The organism is Psychrobacter sp. Marseille-P5312, from assembly GCF_900291405.1.
GTDB classification, from domain to species: Bacteria; Pseudomonadota; Gammaproteobacteria; order Pseudomonadales; family Moraxellaceae; genus Psychrobacter; species Psychrobacter celer.
Genome location: NZ_OLML01000001.1, coordinates 1863887 through 1882408, shown reverse-complemented (window position 1 = coordinate 1882408; position 18522 = coordinate 1863887). Strand labels below are relative to the sequence as shown.

Here is an 18522-nt window from a genome sequence, read left to right as displayed (position 1 = left end):
CGCAGACAATACAACACGACACCCCTCACCTTTTTTGAACTCTGTTCCCAAAAGTTTGCTTTTAGGCTTGTTGACAGCCAGTCTGATGAGCGTTGATATGTCTGCACAAGCAGGTGGCGGCGAATACTGTGGCTCTAACTTTTCGTTAGACAATCGCTACTACAATGCCTGTCAGATTAACTTCCCCACCTTAGATACTGGCAATGACACCCAGACCAATTTGTATTTATTACTTGCCGATAAGGGCTTAATCACCTTTGATGAGCCTGACACGCTACATACCAGCGGTTATTATTATGACTTTCCGCTTAACTTACGCACATTAAAGCACGCGGCAGTAAATCAAGTACAAAATCCCAATCAGTCTTTTTTAGAGCCCTCTGAAACCAGCAATTATGCTGAGTACTGTAATAGCTTTTATACAGGTAAAACAGCGCTAGAAAACGCGCTAACACTAGATCAGGCATTAACCCCAAAAGAGCGCGCACAACTGATGCAATTTCGTGACGCCATTCGCAGTGAGTGTGCCGATTCATTTGATGATGAGGCCGCTGCGCTCAAAGAGACTGCTACTTTTCCGTTAAAGTGGTCTGTCCACGCACAGCCCTACGCGGACTACATCATGGCGACACAACTGTTTTATTTGGGCAAAAAATCAGACTTTGACAGCGCGCATAACCTGTATAGTGCGTTGACCACGCTTGATGCGGGGGATAATGCAGGACGCGCTTGGCTACTCGATACGGTCAACTATATGCTGATTCGCACAGGTATCAATCGTATTTATCAGCAAGGCGCGCAAGATTATGTTTATGACCATAAAACGGTTGACCCAAGACTGTTTGCCAGCACGCAAAGCGCCATCAATACTTATCTCAGCCGCTTTAAAAAAGGGCAGTATACGGCATCCGCTCGCGGATTACAGCGCCGACTCTATTGGCTGTCAGGGAAGCAAGAACAATTGGTTGATGAAATAGAATGGCAAATTGAGCATACAAAGTCATTGGCCTTTAACCTAGACAGTCGCCGCTTGCCAGAAGAGATTGAGAGACGATTGTTTTTTCCAGATAGTGATAAACAAGTCGATATCAATGTGCTTAATGACCCCATATTGCTGACCAGTTTTGCCTTATATCGTCTACGACCTGCCAGCGACTTCATGAACACCAAACCCATAACATTGGCAGCGCTTGAGCGTCTAAAGCCCAAGTTTAAAGGCAGTATGGACTTGTATCAGTATCTGATCGCGACCTATTATTTTGTGCAAGAAAATAATCCAAAACGCGCCCTAACCTATTTGCCCACCGCTGCGCCAACGGGTAAGCTATCTTATACTCAATTTAGCCAATACGCTTTAAAAGCAAAAGCATTACAGCAACTCGGACGCACCGATGAAGCCAATACCCTATGGCAGCAGCTACATACCTTGCCCAAGCAGCCGTTTCAAAACACCGTCACTGAGCTGGCATTAGCACTGCATGCTGACAAGACCAATGATTACCGTTCATTGTTTACTGATACCAGCATACAATCACAAGCCTTAAAGATGCGCGTCATCAAATATTCAGCCGACCCTACCTTGCTAAAGCAAATTGCAGACAATCATGCAAATACAAACGCACTGGGTGCTGAGGCGCGTTACGCGCTGCTCGCCAAATCACTGATACATGGACGCTACGACGATTATTTAACCTACCAGCAGCGTTATTTGCCAAAGGACGCCCAAAAATATCAGGGCTATAGCAGTAAGGATGAGACCTTAAAGCACCTCCCTACTTTTAGTCAATTTAACTGGCAAGGTAAACACATCAGCCCTCATATCAAGTGTCAAAACTTGACAACCACGGTGACGCGCCTCAGTAAACGCCCTAACGACAGACTACAAACCTTGTGTCTGACCGAGTTTATGTATGATACCGATTTGACCAGCTACCTCGATGACTACGACAAAGAGTTTCGCTATATTGTTGACGATGATCCAAGTAAGCCCTATCCGTACTTAGGTGACGTCCCCAGTCGCTTCGCAGGTCAAACGCTCAGCAGACTCGATATCTACCGCTCCATATTTACAGACAGTCAAGATGACGAGCTGTCCGCCTATGCGCTGCATCGTGCGATAGATTGTTTTGCCAGCTCGGGTAACAACCAGTGCGGCGATAAGCAGGTTGATTTGTCTGTGCGCAAAGCATGGTTTAAACGTCTCAAATCTGACTTTAGCCATACCACTTGGGCAAAAAACCAAAAATACTACTGGTAAATATGACGAGCTACTGGTGTGAGTAATCATCTACAAAAGTATCAGCAATTTACGTTTAAGCGATGGCTGTTAGGCTTGCTGGGTCTGGGTATTATTATATTTGCCGCTTTGGTTTACTATCAAGGTGCAAGCCGTTTTTCATCTGCGCCATCTAAGCAGATACCATCACAGGATAGTGATTCCAGTAAAATTGGCTCTATTACCATGCCCACGAACACTACCAATATCCAAGCCAATGATTACCAGCAGTTTTGGCTGTGGACACCGCCCAAAGACAGTACCAAGCTCAGCCAAGCGCATACGTTGTATCTATTACAAGGTGAGATACGTGCGCCCAACATGCCCTATTATCGCCCTGATACCCATGACAATAATGCTCAGGCATTACCAGCGACATTGATAACGCAGGGACTAGGTGTGCGACCTTTACGCGGTAAAAAAATGTGGCTGGTCTACCGTGCGACCAGTCAGACGTGGTCTGAGGACGTCATGCCACAGCTTATAAAGCGCTTAGAGCAATGGCAACGCGCAGGCAATCACGTCATGGGTATCCAAATAGATTATGATGCGCCAACCTACCGATTGGGCGAATACGCCGCTTTGCTTAAGCAGATTCGTCAGCAGCTGCCCGCGCAGTATCAACTCAGTGTGACAGGTCTGCTGGACTGGTCAAACCAAGCCGAAGACTCTCAGTTTATTCAGCTTAATAACGCCATCGACGAGCTGGTGATACAAACTTATCAGGGCACGACCACCTTGACGAATTATGCGCAGCACCTCATACGGCTAAAAGACCTGCCCTTCGATTTTAAAGTGGGCATCATTGAAGGTGGTCAATGGCAAGGGGCTGCATTTTTAGAAGACAATCCACACTTTCAAGGTTATGTGGTGTTCTTGCGCTAAAAAATAAAAAAACTCAGCACTTAGGCTGAGTTTTTCTTCATCATAATTACAGCTTAATCGGATTAAGCCAAGTCACGAACCTTTGGCTCACGCTCCCATAGACGAGATTTTGCATTTTCTACAAAGCTGTCAAGCTCAGCGAGCGGTGTGACAAACTCATCTTTTTCTACAGGAAGTTTACTTAAGATAAACTCATCCGTTGCACCGCAATAAGCAATGGCTTTACAGTGTACATAAGCATCAGTGAACCAATCTAGCGTTGAGCTATCCTCCGCCAGTTTCTTGGCTTGATTCGGCATAATGATACTCACTACCGCATCGAAGAATACTGATGGTGCGCCAGCGACACGCTCATCTGCTTGGATACGCGTATCGTCGTCAAGCTTGACTTCTTTACTCGGCGCAACGATTTTTACCATACCGCCTTGAGCGTTAATAGCATCTTCAAACTTCTTAACTTGCTCATGGTTTGATCCTTCAGCCACTAAGATACCCACCAAACGGCCTTTTAGTGATTTAGGCGTACGGCCGATGGTTTGTACAGCCTCTGATGTCGCCATGTCTTGTACAGGCGCTGCCGCATCAGCAGGCTCTGGCAACTCCATACCCAAGGCAATTGCCACGCGCTTGGCCAAATCTTCATCGATATGCAGCAGGTGGCCGAGCATACGGGTACGTACATGAGGAGTATCTACTTTACCCAACTCAAACGCGTAGGCTGATGCAATGTGTGCTTGTTCAGCAGGGGTTTGGCTACGATAGAACATACGCGGCTGACTATAGTGATCAGCAAAGCTCTCAGCACGGATACGACCTTTTACGCCATCGTCCAGTTTTTCATGAAACGAGTTAAAACCTTTTTGAGGACTTTCACGTGGACGGTCTAGATCTAGACTTTGAGGCTCATAAAGGACACGAGTCTTAGGCACTTGCATTTGCATATGACCGTCTTGCTGGTTATTGGCAAACGGACATTTAGGCGCATTGATAGGAATCTGAGCAAAGTTTGGTGAGCCCAAGCGCGACAACTGAGTATCTAAATAACTAAATAGACGGCCTTGCAGTAGAGGATCATTACTAAAGTCGATACCAGGTGGTATATGCGATGGACAGAAGGCTACCTGCTCAGTTTCTGCAAAGAAATTATCTGGGTTACGGTTCAAGACCATTTTACCGATGATTTTAACTGGCACTAGCTCTTCTGGAATCAGCTTAGTGGCATCTAAGTGGTCAAATGGAAACTCATTGGCCTCTTCTTCGGTAAAGAGCTGTACACCAAGCTCCCACTCAAAATACATACCATTTTCAATCGCTTCATACATGTCACGGCGGTTATAATCAGGGTCAGCACCAGATATTTTTACAGCTTCATCCCAAATCAATGATTGCACGCCAGCAACTGGCTTCCAATGATAACGGAAGAAAGTACTCTTACCTTCTTTGTTGAGCAAACGGTAGGTATGAATACCAAAACCTTCCATCATGCTAAAGCTACGCGGCAATGCACGATCACTCATAAGCCAAATCAGGTTATGCATCGTCTCTGGGCTTAGCGAGACAAAGTCCCAAAAGGTATCGTGGGCACCCGTCGCTTGCGGAAAACCACGATCTGGTTCTGGTTTCGTCGCGTGTACCAAATCAGGGAATTTCATCGCATCTTGAATAAAGAAGATAGGCATATTATTGCCGACTAAATCCCAATTACCTTCTTCTGTGTACATCTTGACTGAAAATCCGCGTACGTCACGGGGCGTATCCTTTGAGCCTTTATTACCAGCAACTGTTGAGAAGCGGGTAAATACAGGAGTCCGCTTCCCTGTTTCTGTAAGAATTTTGGCGGTCGTATATTCTTCTAACGATTCTGTCAGCTCAAAATAACCATGTGCGGCGCTACCACGCGCATGGACAATACGCTCTGGGATACGCTCATGGTCAAAATGGTTGATTTTTTCGCGTAATACAAAATCTTCTAAAAGACTCGGGCCTCGGCTACCGGCTTTTAAAGAATTCTGGTTATCAGAGATAACGACACCTTGCTGCGTAGTGAGCGCTTTTGTGTCATCGTCTGCACGTTGGTGAGTCTCGCCGCCATTGCCGCGAGTTGGGTTCATGTCTTTTGCGGGGTCAGTATGACCAAGGTTCTTTTTCATAATATATCCTAGCTGATGAATGAAATGGCCTCTGATGAGACTATCCAAAGCGCGTAAACCCAGTATTTATATCCTTGTATCTATATAGTAACTTCGACTGTCGCTTCATGTTTTATGGGTTACGCGGCGGTTGATGATCTAACTTTTTATTGTTGCTCTTTCGCTACTATGACTGGCAGTGCCAACCGTTCGCATTGCCAACCATGGTGTTCATCACTCATCTTACTTAAAAACTTCGCGATTTATGTCACATATATCGTGAAGCTTGTTGATTTTTGGTTAAACCAACGAGCCAAACTATTAGCACATTACTATCATCAAATATATTGCTAAGTCCTTAACGCTCATGGCAGCACTCTTTGGATTTTTTGGCTAAAGAATATCGATAGCGTTCGGGCCTATTATCAGTTAAATTATAAGGACAGGCATAAAATAAAGTCAGCCAGCATCAAAGCTGTGGCAAACACTAGCGGCGAGTTCTGATCAAGCAAAATTTTTATAACCATCGCTTATAGTCATCATAAAAGGCTTGATGCATCACTTTGTATAAGGCAGTTCGTAACTGTATTTACGGGCCGTTTTTATTCATCCGTCTAGGGCGTATTGTTCGTTAAGTAAGAAAAATAGCCATATCCAAGCTTTATTGGATATATTCCCTAGTTATAGACAAGGAAGACAGTTATGTTATTAGATAACGACGTATTGCGTGCGCGCATTCGTTTATTAGGATCGTTTTTAGGTGAGGCCATCTCTCGTCAATCTGGGCAACAAACCTTAGATACCATCGAGACCTTGCGCCAAGGTTTTATCCAAGAGCGCCGCGAGCATAACGACGGACAAAAACAAAAACTTATCGAGCTCATCGCCTCGCTAGACAATCAGACACTAAAAAACGTCATTCGCGCGTTTTCTATTTACTTTTTTTTGGCAAATTTGACCGAAGAAAACTACTTACGTGAGCAGCGGCAAGTGATGCGCGCAGAGTCCAACCAAAGCTGGGAAGGCTCTTTTCGTCGCACTTTATCAGAATGCCGTGAGCGCCAGATCGAACCTGAACAAATCAAAGAGCTCATCGATCAGCTAAGATTTATTCCAGTCTTTACCGCGCACCCTACCGAGGCGCGTCGCCGTACGACGATGAATATCTTGCAAACGCTATATGAGCACACCGATGCCATGGGTGTCTATCCTGAGGGCAGTCGCGCCTTTGAGCAGGCCAAACAAAAAACCGCAGAAACCATTGATCTACTATGGTCATCAGATGAGGTGCGGACTCGTAAACCCTTAGTCTATGATGAGATTAATAATGGCCTGCATTATTTTGATGCCAGTCTTTTTGCCGCCATACCGAAAGTCTATCGTAATATCAAAGACGCAATCGTAGAGATTTATCCAGAGCTTAGTGACTATGCGCTGCCCGCTTTTGTCAATTTTGGTTCTTGGATCGGCGGCGATAGAGATGGCAACCCCTTCGTCACTCATGAGACCACAGAAATGGCCGTGTTGATGCATGCCAATACCGTGCTGCGCCATTACCAAGTATTGATCCGAAAGCTGCGCCGCGAGCTGATTCATAGCGATAGCATCGTCACCATCGCGCCCGAGATTTATGAGCGAATTAAAGACTATAGCGAGCTGGATCAGCAGGTGTTTTGTTATAACCCTGATGACTACAATCATGAGCCATACCGTAGATTGTTATCACTCATCCTTGCCAAAATAAAAGCCACCAACCAGTATATCCAAAGCCAAGGCACAGACGACAATGCAGCAAAAGACGCGTACTTATCGCCGGCCGCACTGTTAGATGACTTACGCCTTATCCGCAAGAGCGTCAACACGCATGATAGCGCCCATGCCGAAGGGCTACTGCTAGATACCATCCGCTTGGTCAAAACCTGCGGCTTTCATCTGGCCGCGCTCGATATTCGCCAAGACTCAGGCTATCATGGCGAGGTCATTGCCGATATTTTTGCCAATGCCTCTAACTTGCCCGATTACAAGGCGCTAAGCGAAGCAGAGCGCCAAGAGTGGCTGACCCGCCTACTACAAAAACCAGGCACACCGCTGATTTATACCGATAATTTAAGCGAACAAACCCGTGAGCAGCTGGCATTGATGCAGTCGGTGGCCAAACTGCGCAAGCTGGTCGGCGACGATACTTTTGGCAGCTACGTCATCTCGATGACCAATAACGCCAGTCAACTACTAGAAGTACTGCTGCTGATGCGTTTTGCAGGTTTGTCTGGCATCAATGACGACGGACACTTATTTGCCGCCTTGCCGGTAGCGCCACTGTTTGAAACCATCGAAGACCTAAAAAACATCGATAAAATCATGCCAACAGTACTGGACAACCCCCTGTATCGCGAGCTACTTGAGCACTCAGGCAATATTCAAGAGATTATGCTGGGCTACTCCGACTCTTCTAAAGACGGCGGCATTATCACCTCGGCTTGGCAGCTGTATAGCGCCCAGCAAACCATCACTCGTATTGCCAACCAATACGGCATCAGCACCCGTCTGTTCCATGGTCGCGGCGGCTCTGTCAGTCGCGGCGGCGGCTCAACTCATCAGGCCATTGCCGCGCAGCCTGCTGGTACATTAAACGGACAAATCAAGTTTACCGAGCAAGGCGAAGTGCTCTATGCCAAATACGCCAATCCAGATACAGCAGTGTTTGAGCTGACCATGGGTATCACAGGCGCACTAAAAGCCAGCTCGTCACGCTTTGTGGCGCAGCCGGCCCAGCTCGATAGCTATGAAGCACTGTTTGCAGATTTAGCCGATGCAGGCGAGCAGCAATATCGAGCACTGACGGATAATACAGACGGGTTTTATCAGTTTTACTCCGAGGCCACGCCCGTACAAGAGATCTCTTTGCTAAATATCGGCTCGCGCCCTGCCCACCGCAAAAAAGGCTTGCCAAGCAAATCAACAATTCGGGCGATACCTTGGGTGTTTGGCTGGTCATTGGCCCGCTTTACCCTTCCTGCGTGGTATGGCGTGGGCACGGCATTAGAGAGTGTCAAACAAAACGAAGGATTGATGAAAGAGATGAATAAAAACTGGCCGTTTTTTAGCGCCTTTATCAGCAATATCGAAATGGCCTTTACCAAATCGGAGATGAATATCGCCCACGCCTACAGTCAGCTGTGCAAAGACGAGCACTTACGCACACAAGTCATGCAGGCTGTCGAGCACGAGCACGCGCTTACTCACTCTGGCCTAAACTCCCTGCTCGAGCAAACCTCATTATTGTCCACGCAGCAAGAGCTGGCAGCGTCTTTACAATGGCGCAATGCTTACTTAGACCCGATCAACTATATCCAAATCGAGCTGCTCAAACGCATGCGTCAACCTGATAATAAGGATGCTAAAAGTACCGACAAACTGGCGGTAGAAGATCCACTAATTCGCAGTATCAATGCCCTTGCAGCAGGACTACGTAATACTGGTTAGAACTTGATACTGATATTAAAACGCAAATAACCGCTGACTTAGTTAGCGGTTATTTTTTGAAAAATCAAAATTTGGTTGTTCGCTGGCATCTGGTATTCATAACTTAACTCTAGATTATGCTGTTTTGCCAAAGCGATTATATCTTCTTTATGGCGAATACCGCTATTAGGATCACGCTGCCTTAATGATGAATCAAAGCTTTGATTGCTGGCGCTAGTATAACGCCCATTTTCATTAAAGGGTCCATATACTATTAGCTTTCCCTTGAAGGGTAATGCTTCTCCGGCCAACTCAAACAGCCTCTCAACCAAAGACCAAGCAATAATGTGTAAGGTATTGGCAGTAAAAATAGCGTCGTAAGGTTCGCCAGTATTAGTTTTTGGAATAGAATCTGTTAACAAATTAAAAGCCAACGGTGCATACAGGTTTGATGCGGGATAGGCATCATGCCAAGCTTGGATCGCCTGATGATTATCAGTTACATCGCTGGTTTGCCACTGTAGGTGCGGCAAATTTGGCGCGAAATACACACTATGCTGACCGGTTCCTGAGCCTACTTCTAATACATGAGTAGAGTCTTGCAGTTCTTTTTGTAGTACTTCTAGGATAGGTGCTTTATTATTTTCACAAGCTTGTGAAAAAGGTAGTCTATCTTGGCTACTAATATCCGCATTACCTAAGTTATTTTTATTCATAATACTATCTTAATAAAGGTTCAATAAATCAGTCTAATAAATACCGGCTTCCACTCCAGCAGCTAGCGTCATCGCAAGCTCTTCCACTTGCTCCACAAACACCTCTTGCCAATCACCTTTTAAAATAAGCGTATCTTGAATTTGATTCCAGCGCAAACCAGTAATAATCGTTTTCATAGCCAGTTTAGTTCCCGTCCCATCAAACCCAGCGCGAATATATAATGCAAAAGGCAGCCCCTGTTTGTGCTCTAATACCGCGTAATAACAGCGATCGAAGAAGTCTTTGGTCAGCCCTGCCATATAAGACAAATTCTCAGTCGTACCTAACAATAAGGCATCGGCTGCCATTATATCTTCAGGCTGCGTATCTTGCGGTGACTTTAAAAGGACATTGATAGCTATATCGGGATGGTTGGCACCGTCATGAGCGGCTTGCGCCAACTTTTTAGTATTCGGTGATGGTGCATGCGCGACGATAAGTAAAGTCTTGGAAGCCATATTAATCACCATTATAAAATATATCAGTTCTTAGAATAAATAGTCACCTTTTGCATGATATCAGGATGGATGCTTTTCGCAACTGGACAACTCAGCGCTGTGTTATAGAATATCTTTTGCGTTTTCTCATTGAGCTGCTGCTTAAAAGAGATAGCGACATGTATTTCACTGACACGTCTTGGATCAGCTGTCATCACTTTGGTCACCTCAGCGGTAGTACCTGCAATATCAATTTCCATATCACGCGCTTTAATCCCAATGATCGTTAGCATACAGCTGGCTAAGCTTGTCGCTAATAGATCAGTCGGTGAAAAAGCTTCACCCTTGCCTTGATTATCAGTCGGTGCATCGGTAATAATTTCATTGTTTGATTGCAAGTGAATAGCGCTAGTACGCAAGTCGCCTTGATAGGTTACTTTTGAGGTTATCATTTTCATTCCTTTTAAATAGCTTAAACGCACTTTATAAATAGTGTAATGGAATGAACGAATAATAACTAGTAGCTAGTAGCCAATCAATACATGAGAGCACTGCTTTAACCCACAAAAAAAAGCCCCCTAACTTAATCGTTAGGGGGCTTTTTAGGAATAGGGAGCTGACGATGACCTACTCTCACATGGCCGGAGCCACACTACCATTGGCGCAACGATGTTTCACTTCTGAGTTCGGGAAGGGATCAGGTGGTGCCATCGTGCTATTGTCGTCAGCAAAGGGGGTTAGATATGAGTCTGTGTTTGTTTTACTTAATGACTTAAGTATCACTTATCCTAACTGAATCAAGGATTAAGGTGATATCGATATAATGCTTGATACAAACCACTTGGGTGTTGTATGGTCAAGCCAAACGAGCAATTAGTACAGGTTAGCTACACGCATCGCTGCGCTTCCACACCCTGCCTATCAACGTCCTAGTCTTGAACGGCTCTTTAGGGAAATCTAATCTTGAGGTGGGCTTCCCGCTTAGATGCTTTCAGCGGTTATCCCATCCGAACGTAGCTACCGGGCNACACGCATCACTGCGCTTCCACACCCTGCCTATCAACGTCCTAGTCTTGAACGGCTCTTTAGGGAAATCTAATCTTGAGGTGGGCTTCCCGCTTAGATGCTTTCAGCGGTTATCCCATCCGAACGTAGCTACCGGGCAATGCCATTGGCATGACAACCCGAACACCAGCGGTTCGTCCACTCTGGTCCTCTCGTACTAGGAGCAGATCCTCTCAAATTTCCAACGCCCACGGTAGATAGGGACCGAACTGTCTCACGACGTTCTAAACCCAGCTCGCGTACCTCTTTAAATGGCGAACAGCCATACCCTTAGGACCTGCTTCAGCCCTAGGATGAGATGAGCCGACATCGAGGTGCCAAACACCGCCGTCGATATGAACTCTTGGGCGGTATCAGCCTGTTATCCCCAGAGTACCTTTTATCCGTTGAGCGATGGCCCTTCCATACAGAACCACCGGATCACTAAGACCTACTTTCGTACCTGCTCGACTTGTGGGTCTCGCAGTTAAGCGCGCTTTTGCCTTTATACTCTATGAACGATTTCCGACCGTTCTGAGCGCACCTTCGTACTCCTCCGTTACTCTTTAGGAGGAGACCGCCCCAGTCAAACTACCCACCATACATTGTCCTCGGTATTGTTATACCTGAGTTAGAACCCCAACATGACCAGGGTGGTATTTCAAGGATGGCTCCACCAAGACTAGCGTCTCGGTTTCAAAGCCTCCCACCTATCCTGCACAAGTCAGGTCAAAGTTCAATGTAAAGCTGTAGTAAAGGTTCACGGGGTCTTTCCGTCTAGCCGCGGGTACACAGCATCTTCACTGCGATTTCGATTTCACTGAGTCTCTGCTGGAGACAGCGCTGCCATCATTATGTCATTCGTGCAGGTCGGAACTTACCCGACAAGGAATTTCGCTACCTTAGGACCGTTATAGTTACGGCCGCCGTTTACTGGGGCTTCGATCAAGACCTTCGCATACGCTAAGCCCATCAATTAACCTTCCAGCACCGGGCAGACATCACACCCTATACGTCCACTTTCGTGTTTGCAGAGTGCTGTGTTTTTAATAAACAGTTGCAGCAGCCTGGTATCTGCGACTGCCAATAGCTTACGGAGCAAGTCCTTCACCATCAGCAGCGTACCTTCTCCCGAAGTTACGGTACCATTTTGCCTAGTTCCTTCAGCAGAGTTCTCTCAAGCGCCTTGGTATTCTCTACCTGATCACCTGTGTCGGTTTAGGGTACGATTCGTTTATGACTATCGCTTAGAAGCTTTTCCTGGAAGCATGGTATTTGCCACTTCGTCCTACAAGTAGGACTTGCTATCAGATCTCGGTATGAAATAGCCCGGATTTACCTAAGCTATAAACCTACATCCTTCCACTCAGACAACCATCGCTGAGCTGGCATAACCTTCTCCGTCCCTCCATCGCATCATAAACAAGTATCGGAATATTAACCGATTTCCCATCGACTACGCCTTTCGGCCTCGCCTTAGGGGTCGACTCACCCAGCCCCGATTAACGTTGGACTGGAACCCTTGATCTTCCGGCGTGCGAGCTTTTCACTCGCATTATCGTTACTCACGTCAGCATTCGCTCTTGTGATACCTCCAGCATGCTTTACAACACACCTTCACAGGCTTACACAACGCTCCCCTACCACTTGAAAACAAATTCAAATCCGCAGCTTCGGCTCCTAGTTTGAGCCCCGTTACATCTTCCGCGCGGGCCGACTCGACTAGTGAGCTATTACGCTTTCTTTAAAGGATGGCTGCTTCTAAGCCAACCTCCTAGCTGTCTATGCCTTCCCACCTCGTTTCCCACTTAACTAGGAATTTGGGGCCTTAGCTGGCGGTCTGGGTTGTTTCCCTCTCCACGATGGACGTTAGCACCCACCGTGTGTCTCCCGGATATCACTCATCGGTATTCGGAGTTTGCATCGGTTTGGTAAGTCGGTATGACCCCCTAGCCGAAACAGTGCTCTACCCCCAATGGTGTTCGTCCGAGGCGCTACCTAAATAGCTTTCGGGGAGAACCAGCTATCACCGAGTTTGATTAGCCTTTCACCCCTATCCACAAGTCATCCCCTGGCTTTTCAACGACAGTGGGTTCGGTCCTCCGGTGCCTGTTACGGCACTTTCAACCTGCTCATGGATAGATCACTCGGTTTCGGGTCTATACCCTGCAACTAGACGCCCTATTAAGACTCGGTTTCCCTACGGCTCCCCTAAACGGTTAACCTTGCTACAGAATATAAGTCGCTGACCCATTATACAAAAGGTACGCGGTCACCCAACAAGTGGGCTCCCACTGCTTGTACGCACACGGTTTCAGGTTCTATTTCACTCCCCTCACAGGGGTTCTTTTCGCCTTTCCCTCACGGTACTGGTTCACTATCGGTCAGTCAGGAGTATTTAGCCTTGGAGGATGGTCCCCCCATCTTCAAACAGGATTTCTCGTGCCCCGCTCTACTTAATATGTTAACGCTAATGTTTCGAATACAGGACTATCACCTACTATGGTCAGCTTTCCCACGCTGTTCTTCTACATTAGCATTAATCGGCTTCTCCCCGTTCGCTCGCCGCTACTAGGGGAATCTCAATTGATGTCTATTCCTAAGGGTACTGAGATGTTTCACTTCCCCTCGTTCGCTTCTTGTACAAGTACAAGATACTTACCTTATGGTAAGTGGGTTTCCCCATTCAGAAATCTCCGGATCACAGGATATTGCCGCCTCCCCGAAGCTTATCGCAGGCTGTCACGTCTTTCATCGCCTCTGACTGCCAAGGCATCCACCATGTGCGCTTAATTACTTGACCATACAACCCCAAAGGGTCTTTGTCAGCAATTATAACGATATCACCTATGTTTACGCTTGATTCAGTTCTCTTTACTTTGAAGACTAGCCCTTGGGATAACAAACAATGTCGTTAAAAGGCTAGTCTTCAGGTTAGCAATAACATGTGAAATGTTATTGCTAACCCAGACTCATATCTATGTTTTTAAATAGTCTCTATGCTCTCGTCAAGTCATAGATTTCCGTATAAAACAGAAAGAAGTAATCGTGTCTTTGTTCAAAGATAAATCACTTGTTTCTATTTAATACCTATTGTATTTATTTGCACTCTAAGCTACCGAGGTTGTAGTGGTGGAGCCAAACGGAGTCGAACCGTTGACCTCCTGCGTGCAAGGCAGGCGCTCTACCAACTGAGCTATGGCCCCATGTATAATGGTGGGTCTAGGTGGACTTGAACCACCGACCCCCGCGTTATCAACACGGTGCTCTAACCAGCTGAGCTACAGACCCTAGTACGTCCTAAAACGTAAGCTTAAACTAAAGAACAACTTGTTGTGAATTCTTGCTGACCGAATGCTGTCTATAAGGAGGTGATCCAGCCGCAGGTTCCCCTACGGCTACCTTGTTACGACTTCACCCCAGTCATCAACCACACCGTGGTGATCGCCGTCCTAAAAGGTTCGGCTAACCACTTCTGGTGCAATCAACTCCCATGGTGTGACGGGCGGTGTGTACAAGGCCCGGGAACGTATTCACCGCGGCATTCTGATCCGCGATTACTAGCGATTCCTACTTCATGGAGTCGAGTTGCAGACTCCAATCTGGACTACGATAGGCTTTTTGAGATTCGCATCACATCGCTGTGTAGCTGCCCTCTGTACCTACCATTGTAGCACGTGTGTAGCCCTGGTCGTAAGGGCCATGATGACTTGACGTCGTCCCCGCCTTCCTCCAGTTTGTCACTGGCAGTATCCTTAGAGTTCCCGGCTTAACCCGCTGGTAACTAAGGACAAGGGTTGCGCTCGTTGCGGGACTTAACCCAACATCTCACGACACGAGCTGACGACAGCCATGCAGCACCTGTATTCTAATTCCCGAAGGCACTCCCGCATCTCTGCAGGATTCTAGATATGTCAAGACCAGGTAAGGTTCTTCGCGTTGCATCGAATTAAACCACATGCTCCACCGCTTGTGCGGGCCCCCGTCAATTCATTTGAGTTTTAACCTTGCGGCCGTACTCCCCAGGCGGTCTACTTATTGCGTTAGCTGCGTCACTAAGTCCTCAAGGGACCCAACGACTAGTAGACATCGTTTACGGCGTGGACTACCAGGGTATCTAATCCTGTTTGCTACCCACGCTTTCGAGCCTCAGTGTCAGTATGATGCCAGGAAGCTGCCTTCGCCATCGGTATTCCTCCAGATCTCTACGCATTTCACCGCTACACCTGGAATTCTACTTCCCTCTCACCTACTCTAGCTTAACAGTATCAGATGCAGTTCCCAGGTTAAGCCCGGGGATTTCACATCTGACTTATTAAGCCACCTACGCTCGCTTTACGCCCAGTAATTCCGATTAACGCTTGCACCCTCTGTATTACCGCGGCTGCTGGCACAGAGTTAGCCGGTGCTTATTCTGCAGCTAATGTCATCGCATATGGGTATTAACCATATGGTCTTCTTCACTGCTTAAAGTGCTTTACAACCAAAAGGCCTTCTTCACACACGCGGCATGGCTGGATCAGGGTTCCCCCCATTGTCCAATATTCCCCACTGCTGCCTCCCGTAGGAGTCCGGGCCGTGTCTCAGTCCCGGTGTGGCTGATCATCCTCTCAGACCAGCTACAGATCGTCGCCATGGTAGGCCTTTACCCCACCATCTAGCTAATCCGACTTAGGCTCATCTAATAGCGAGAGCAGTAAACTGCCCCCTTTCTCCCGTAGGTCGTATGCGGTATTAATTCGAGTTTCCCCGAGCTATCCCCCACTACTAGGTAGATTCCTAAGTGTTACTCACCCGTCCGCCGCTCGACGCCTGGGAGCAAGCTCCCATCGTTTCCGCTCGACTTGCATGTGTTAAGCCTGCCGCCAGCGTTCAATCTGAGCCATGATCAAACTCTTCAGTTTAATCTATCTGAAGCCTTTACCTATAAATAGGAAGATGACTTCTAATCTTGGCTCATTTATCTAGCAAATCGCTTAAAATTATGTTCGTAATGAATTAACTTTGAGTTTTTCTGCTGAGTAAATGATAATTTTTATAGTTAGAATTAACTCCCGAAAAGAAGTCAAAACCAACTTTATTTTTTAGCATTCTGTATCAGCAAAAATCCACACAAGTTGTTCTTTAGTTGTGCTTTTAAATAGTGTCTCTTCACTGTCGTCCAGTTAAAGAGTTATATATCTAATAACTAAGCAATGTGCTTATCGTTATTAGCGAGCCGACTATCATATCATAACGATTTGGTTTGTCAAGCTTTTTTATAATTTGTTTCTCAAGGTTCGCTGCGTTATTACTATGTAATTTACCCTAGTAATGCTTAGCTCATCCTGATGAGGTGCGTATTATAGACGCTTTATTTGGTAAGTCAAGAACTAATTTGGTTTATTTTAAATTAGTTGGTTAGGCTTGGAGTTTAAGAGTTTAAAATGATGAATCATTCTTTAAATGAGTCACTCTTTAATCCGCCTTCCCTTTCGACTGGGTGGCATTATACGCGTATTTGGGTGGGGGTCAAGGGGGAACTGATAAATAATTCGCACTCTTTAATTATATCTCCGATGACTCCTCCTAACTAATTGTTATTACTATTAATATCTATTCATCATTATTTTTGTTCATCTCAGTCTATATCCTTAGGCTTAGCACCGTGCTTAAAGACATAAAAAGGGGATCTACCTATCGGTAAATCCCTAGATACAAAGCCTAAAGGCAGCTCTAACTTTTTGCTTTTGCTTTAATCGTCGTAAAAATGCCCGATAACGCATAGAGAATGCCAATGGCTAAAATACCAATAGGAATGTCATAGAGAACGATGCTCATGATCAACACTCCAATGATAAGTACCACAAATGGGACTTTCTTTTTATCAAACTCTTTAAAGCTATAGTATTTGACATTGCTGACCATCAGCAGACCACAGATAACAACCCACACCGCAAACAAGAGTATAATAGCGGTATCATACTGTCCGACCCACTCATTATGATCGACCGCGACCATGACAGCGGACGTGACCAATATAGCCGCCAGTGGACTGGCCAAACCGACAAAGTATTTTTTATCAACTTCGCCTATCTGTACATTAAACCTCGCTAGACGAAAAGCGGCGCAAGCGGTAAAAACAAAAGCACAGCCAATACCAATGCGGCCTAGCGGCTGCAACGCAAAACTATATACTAAAATCGCAGGCGCAACCCCAAAGGCCAGCATATCTGCTAGAGAGTCATACTGCTCGCCAAAGGGGCTCTGCGCATTGAGCATGCGTGCGACGCGGCCATCAGCCCCATCTAAAATCGCCGACAAAAATATAGCCAGTGAGGCTTTGTAAAACGATCCTTGGGTACTGGCCAAAATCGAATAAAAGCCAGACAACAACGACAAGGTGGTAATCAAATTGGGAGCCAAATAGACACCGCGGCTGACCACCGGCTGACCCTCTGTAACTTCTGTCTCAATCACCTCAAACGTTAAGCCATCGTAATTATCATTATCCGCCATGCGAATATTGAACTCATGCTCGTCAACAAAAGGCGGCTGAGTTGCGGCATTATCATTTAAACTATGATGAGATGGTTGCTCAGTCGTCATAACGGTATCCTTATTCGCCAACTAGCCAGCGGACATTGGTGGCACTATCAGGTGTCAGCTCTGGCGCATCAGCTACTTTTAGAGCAGGCTGCAAAAAGCGCAATATCTCACGGGCATGACTGTCAAATTGCCATGGCGGATTGATGACGAGCAAACCTGTGCCATTGAGACCCACGGCGACATCATTTGGATAGATATTTAGCTCACAGACCAGCTGACGTCTCATCTCGGTACGCTTGAGTTTTTTGTAAAACAGCTCAACGGCTTCGATGTTTTTGATCGGGAACCACAGTGCATATGTGCCTTGTGGCCATTTATTATAGGCGGCGACGAGTAAATTGATCAGACGCGTAAAGTCTTTATGCTCTTGCTCATAAGGAGGATCAAGAAAAATAAGACCGCGGCGCTCGGCTGGCGGAATCACAGCGGTGACGCCTTCAAACGCATCACGATGATGAATGCCAATGGGCAGTTTGTACAATTGGTAGTTGAGCGCGTCATACTCGCTGGCTTTGGCCTCAAACGCTTCGCCGCGTACGCCAGTGTCTGGGTTTTTTTCGATATGATGGGCGATCCACCATGGCGAACCTGGGTAGACTTTATTATCATAAGTGGCTTTGGCTTGCTTGATGCCTGCTAGATAGTCTTTGACAGCCGCTGGGGCTTGTGCCATTTTGGTGTCATCAAGCTTCAACAATGCTTTGATGCCGCCCTCGGCTTCACCAGTTTTGCGCGCTTCTTCACTGCTGAGTGAATAAAGACCGCGACCACCGTAAGCGTCGAGCGCATAAAAGGGTTTATTTTTTTGACTCAGCTGATTCAGCAGCTGCACCAATAAAATGTGTTTTACCACATCAGCAAAGTTACCAGCGTGATAAGCGTGTTTATAGTTCATAATCTCAAAAGTTTAAAGTAAGAAAAATTGCATCTATGGTAGCATAGGCAG

At 46.4% G+C, this 18522-nt stretch carries 9 protein-coding genes, 2 tRNA genes and 3 rRNA genes; 3 read left to right on the top strand and 11 right to left on the bottom strand.

Annotated features, from left to right (window positions below; all coding sequences use genetic code 11):
* Nucleotides 1-97: 97 nt before the first annotated feature.
* Complete coding sequence (locus C6W44_RS08160; protein WP_158676706.1) at nt 98-2257, top strand: hypothetical protein; 2160 nt, start codon at nt 98-100, stop codon at nt 2255-2257.
* Nucleotides 2258-2275: 18 nt separating this feature from the next.
* Nucleotides 2276-3160 (top strand): DUF3142 domain-containing protein, encoded by an 885-nt coding sequence (locus C6W44_RS08155; protein WP_105244947.1) that lies wholly within the window; start codon nt 2276-2278, stop codon nt 3158-3160.
* A 62-nt stretch (nt 3161-3222) separates the two neighbouring features.
* On the opposite strand, the gene C6W44_RS08150 is transcribed toward C6W44_RS08155, so the two are convergent.
* Entirely contained in the window at nt 3223-5310 is a 2088-nt protein-coding gene (locus C6W44_RS08150; RefSeq protein WP_105244946.1) for a catalase, read from the bottom strand.
* A gap of 681 nt (nt 5311-5991) precedes the next feature.
* Here C6W44_RS08150 and ppc point away from each other — a divergent pair.
* The gene (gene ppc / locus C6W44_RS08145) at nt 5992-8772 is read left to right on the top strand and encodes a phosphoenolpyruvate carboxylase (protein ID WP_105244945.1); all 2781 of its coding nucleotides are present in this window, start codon (nt 5992-5994) and stop codon (nt 8770-8772) included.
* A 38-nt stretch (nt 8773-8810) separates the two neighbouring features.
* On the opposite strand, the gene C6W44_RS08140 is transcribed toward ppc, so the two are convergent.
* The 10 genes from C6W44_RS08140 to C6W44_RS08095 form a co-directional block, all read right to left on the bottom strand.
* Entirely contained in the window at nt 8811-9467 is a 657-nt protein-coding gene (locus C6W44_RS08140; protein WP_105244944.1) for a DUF938 domain-containing protein, read from the bottom strand.
* Nucleotides 9468-9500: 33 nt separating this feature from the next.
* Complete coding sequence (locus tag C6W44_RS08135) at nt 9501-9965, bottom strand: flavodoxin family protein (RefSeq protein ID WP_105246575.1); 465 nt, start codon at nt 9963-9965, stop codon at nt 9501-9503.
* A gap of 23 nt (nt 9966-9988) precedes the next feature.
* Nucleotides 9989-10396 carry an OsmC family protein gene (locus tag C6W44_RS08130; RefSeq protein WP_105244943.1) on the bottom strand — a complete coding sequence of 136 codons (408 nt, stop codon included), beginning with the start codon at nt 10394-10396 and terminating at the stop codon, nt 9989-9991.
* A 162-nt stretch (nt 10397-10558) separates the two neighbouring features.
* Nucleotides 10559-10673 (bottom strand): 5S ribosomal RNA (gene rrf / locus C6W44_RS08125).
* Between the two features lie 123 nt (nt 10674-10796).
* A 23S ribosomal RNA gene (locus C6W44_RS08120) occupies nt 10797-13791 on the bottom strand.
* Nucleotides 13792-14118: 327 nt separating this feature from the next.
* Nucleotides 14119-14194 (bottom strand) — tRNA-Ala (locus C6W44_RS08115).
* 8 nt (nt 14195-14202) lie between these two features.
* Nucleotides 14203-14279, bottom strand: a tRNA-Ile gene (locus C6W44_RS08110).
* Nucleotides 14280-14352: 73 nt separating this feature from the next.
* A 16S ribosomal RNA gene (locus tag C6W44_RS08105) occupies nt 14353-15892 on the bottom strand.
* The 16S, 23S and 5S rRNA genes sit together here with 2 tRNA genes alongside, the layout of an rRNA operon.
* Nucleotides 15893-16703: 811 nt before the next feature.
* Nucleotides 16704-17486, bottom strand: a complete 783-nt coding sequence (gene pssA, locus C6W44_RS08100; protein ID WP_105246573.1) for a CDP-diacylglycerol--serine O-phosphatidyltransferase — start codon at nt 17484-17486, stop codon at nt 16704-16706.
* Between the two features lie 100 nt (nt 17487-17586).
* Nucleotides 17587-18471, bottom strand: coding sequence for a 23S rRNA (adenine(2030)-N(6))-methyltransferase RlmJ (locus C6W44_RS08095; protein WP_075102326.1), 885 nt, complete (start codon nt 18469-18471; stop codon nt 17587-17589).
* Nucleotides 18472-18522 lie beyond the last annotated feature (51 nt).